At 66.3% G+C, this 3,300-nt stretch carries 2 protein-coding genes and 1 pseudogene; all 3 read right to left on the minus strand.

Translation table 11 applies throughout. The features are described from left to right. A partial coding sequence (locus tag V7Q31_RS18200) for an ABC transporter substrate-binding protein (protein WP_333835261.1) occupies positions 1–778 on the minus strand: 778 nt, incomplete at its 3' end. An 88-nt stretch (positions 779–866) separates the two neighbouring features. Continuing rightward, complete coding sequence (locus V7Q31_RS18205) at positions 867–1,898, minus strand: LacI family DNA-binding transcriptional regulator (protein ID WP_333835262.1); 1,032 nt, start codon at positions 1,896–1,898, stop codon at positions 867–869. Positions 1,899–2,832: 934 nt separating this feature from the next. Continuing rightward, positions 2,833–3,300, minus strand: a pseudogene (locus tag V7Q31_RS18210) (recombinase RecA); the annotation flags it as partial.

The following is a 3,300-nucleotide window of genomic DNA, read 5'->3' on the forward strand; positions in this document are numbered from 1 at the left end:
TCCACATGCCGCACTTGCCCTGCTGGAACAGCGACAGGTTCTCGTTGAAGCCGTTGGTGGCGTAGCCCGCCGGGCCGTAATCGTTCATCAGATCGGTGAAGAAGGTCAGCGCCTCCTTCCACTCGGGCTGATCGAACTGGGGCCGCCAGTTCTCGTCGAACCAGCGCGCGCCAAAGGAGTTGGCGGTGACGGTGATGAAGGCGCCGCCCTCGCCCCAGCCGGCCTTGCCGCGCAGGCAGATGCCGTTGATGTCCTTGTCGGGGTCGTCCATCGCCGCGGCGGCCTCGCGGATGAACTGCCAGGTCGGCGCCTCGGGCATTTCGAGGCCCGCCTGTTCCATGAGGTCGGTGCGGTACATCACCATCGAGCTCTCGCCGTAGAATGGCGCGGCGTAAAGCGCGCCGTCATGGCTCAGACCGTCGCGCATGGCGGGAAGGATGTCCTGCGCGTCGTACGCCTCCGACAGATCGTCGAGCGGCACGAGCCAGCCATTGGCGCCCCAGATCGGCGTTTCGTACATTCCGATGGTCATGATGTCGAACTGGCCGCCGCGGGTCGTGATGTCGGTGGTGACGCGCTGGCGCAGCACGTTCTCCTCCAGCGTGACCCATTCGACGCCGATGCCGGTCTGCTCGGTGAACTTTTCCGTGTAGCGCTGCATGCGGATCATGTCGCCGTTGTTCACCGTGGCGATCGTGATCGAGGCGCCCTGCGCAAGCGCCGCGCTTGCGACCAGAGTGAGCGCCGTCGTGGCGCCGAGAACGCGCTTCAGTGACATTTATTATCCTCCCCAAGCTCGGTTGTGATGCACCTAGCGTTAGGGATTGCCCAGATTCGCGTCAACAAAATTTTTTACGCGCGATAACTTAGGCTGAGTTTCGCATCACGAGAGAAGCCTCGAGCAGAGTCGACGTCTTCGCCGCTGGCCGGTCGCCGGAGGCGACGATGGACAGCAGGCGATCCAGGCTGCGCCCGGCGATCTGCTCGTAATCCTGCGATACGGTCGTGAGGGACGGGCAGGTGAAACGCGAGAAGGGATGGTCGTCATGCCCCGCCACGCGCAGGGCGTGCCCATCGCCGACGCCGACGCGCAGCCCTTTCTCGTAGGCCGCGGCGAGAAAACCGATGGCGAGGCGGTCGTTGCTGCAGAGAATGGTGTTGGCCGGCAGGCGTCTCTCCGCGATCATCCGGCCAGCCGCGCGATGCGCGATCTCCTCGAAAGCCCAGCCATCGCCCTCGGCCACCAGAAGCATCGGCTCATGGCCAAGCCTTCGCATCGCCGCCTCATAGCCTGCTCGGCGCTTGTTGGCGTTCGGGTTGGGGGCGGCGCGCATCTCGAACAAGGCCGGCGGCTCGCCCGTGCGCGCCAGATATTCGACTATCATTCCGGTGCTTTGAAGGTGGTCCGTTCCGAACATGGCGTCGCCGACGCCCTCGATGTCGCAGTCGAACAGCACGGTGGGCACGTCCCGGCAGAACGCGTCCAGCGCATCGTGACGCGAGCGTCGCCCGATCGGGGCCAAAAGCACGCCGGCCGGGCGGATGCCGCGAAGGCTGTCCAGATTGGCGACTTCGCGATCGGGGTCGCCATGGGAACTCAGGAGGATCGGATTGAAGCCGGCCCCGCTGCACAACAGCTCCAGATTGCGCGCCACCTCTGCGAAGAACGGGTCCGCAAGGTAAGGCACCACGATCCCGAGATTGCGCGTCAGATGGCGGTTCTGATTGATGGCGTAGACGTTCGGCGTATATTCATAGCGCTCCAGCGCGGCCTCGACCCGCGCGCGCGTCGAGCGCCGGACCGAAGTCGGATCGTTGAAATACTTCGAAAGCGTAGGTCGGGAGATGCCGCTTAGCGACGCCAGCTCCTCCATAGTCCGGACGCGTTCCTGACGCATCGACTCGCTCGCCATCTGGAAGCGCACTCTTTTCTTTTCGCGCGATAAAATAAAATGGACGCGCGCAGAGTTGATGTCAACGGCGCGCGCGCCGGGCTCGCGTCCCGCCGCCGCCCCTGCGCGCGGGCGAGGCGTCCCGAGCGGCCGACAGGGCGTTGCCCGCGCGCTCTTAACGGGGCCACGACAAGGTGCGCGACCCGGCTGCCCGGACCCGGCCCCACGACCTCGCCGGCGCAGACGCTGCGTCAGGCGATTGCGCTGGAGCCCCGGCGGTCGTGGCGCTCGCCGCACCGCCGGAACGAAGACCGGTGGAAAACAGGGCGCGGCGAGATCGAACGGCCTCTCAACGCCGCGGTCGGCCCCGCCGCGCCGGCGAAGGGCGGGCCGCTGGAGCGCAAGCCGACCCGAGGGATCGATAAACCAGGATTCTCCATTCAAAAACAACGGCTCCCAGCTCGTGACCCGCGTCTCTCAGGTCGATCTCCGTCCCAGACCACCGTCTCCCCGAACACGCGCAGGATCAGGACGACGGCGACCGATCGGCCCATGTCGGCGCTCATCGCAATCCACCCGCGACCGGCTTCATTGCGGGCTGGCCCCTTTCCGGAGCGATGGAAGGTCGCCTGACGACGGCGCCCAGAGAGCCGACGAGGGAACCTTCCGCCGGATCCGGCCGCGACGGCGTCCTTTCCCTGCGACCGCGGACCTTGGTCACGTTCCACCGTGCAGCGCAGGCGCAGGCGCCGGCTCCGTGCGGAAAGTTCGGCGCAGCCCTGCGCGCGCCCCTCGACCGAGGCCAGGCCGGCGGCGCCCGCGTCGGTTCGGCTTCGCCTGTCGCGAGCCGCTCCCTCGCTCACTCCTCTGGCGGCGCGCGCTGTAGACAGCGTTGGTTGTCGCCGCAATCGTCACGCAGCCCGCCTCTCGCCGCCCCGGCTCAGCCCATGTCGTCAGGCGCCGGCGAGTCGTCGACCAGATCGAAATCGAGGCCGTGGGCCGCGCGGATGGAATCCTCGATCTGGGTTGCGATTTCGGGATTGTCGCGCAGGAAGGACTTGGCGTTCTCGCGCCCCTGCCCGATCCGCTGCTCCTTCCAGGAGAACCACGAGCCGGACTTTTCGACCACGCCCGCCTTGACGCCGAGATCGATCAACTCGCCCGTCTTGGAGATGCCCTCGCCATACATGATGTCGAATTCGACCTGACGGAAAGGCGGCGCGACCTTGTTCTTCACGACCTTGACCCGCGTCGTGTTGCCGACGACCTGATCGCGGTCCTTGATCGCGCCGATGCGGCGGATGTCGAGCCGCACCGAGGCGTAGAACTTCAGCGCGTTGCCGCCCGTGGTGGTCTCGGGGCTGCCGAACATCACGCCGATCTTCATGCGGATCTGGTTGATGAAGAT

Origin of the sequence: Rubrimonas sp., from assembly GCF_036788415.1 — a bacterium.
Taxonomy (GTDB): domain Bacteria; phylum Pseudomonadota; class Alphaproteobacteria; order Rhodobacterales; family Rhodobacteraceae; genus Rubrimonas.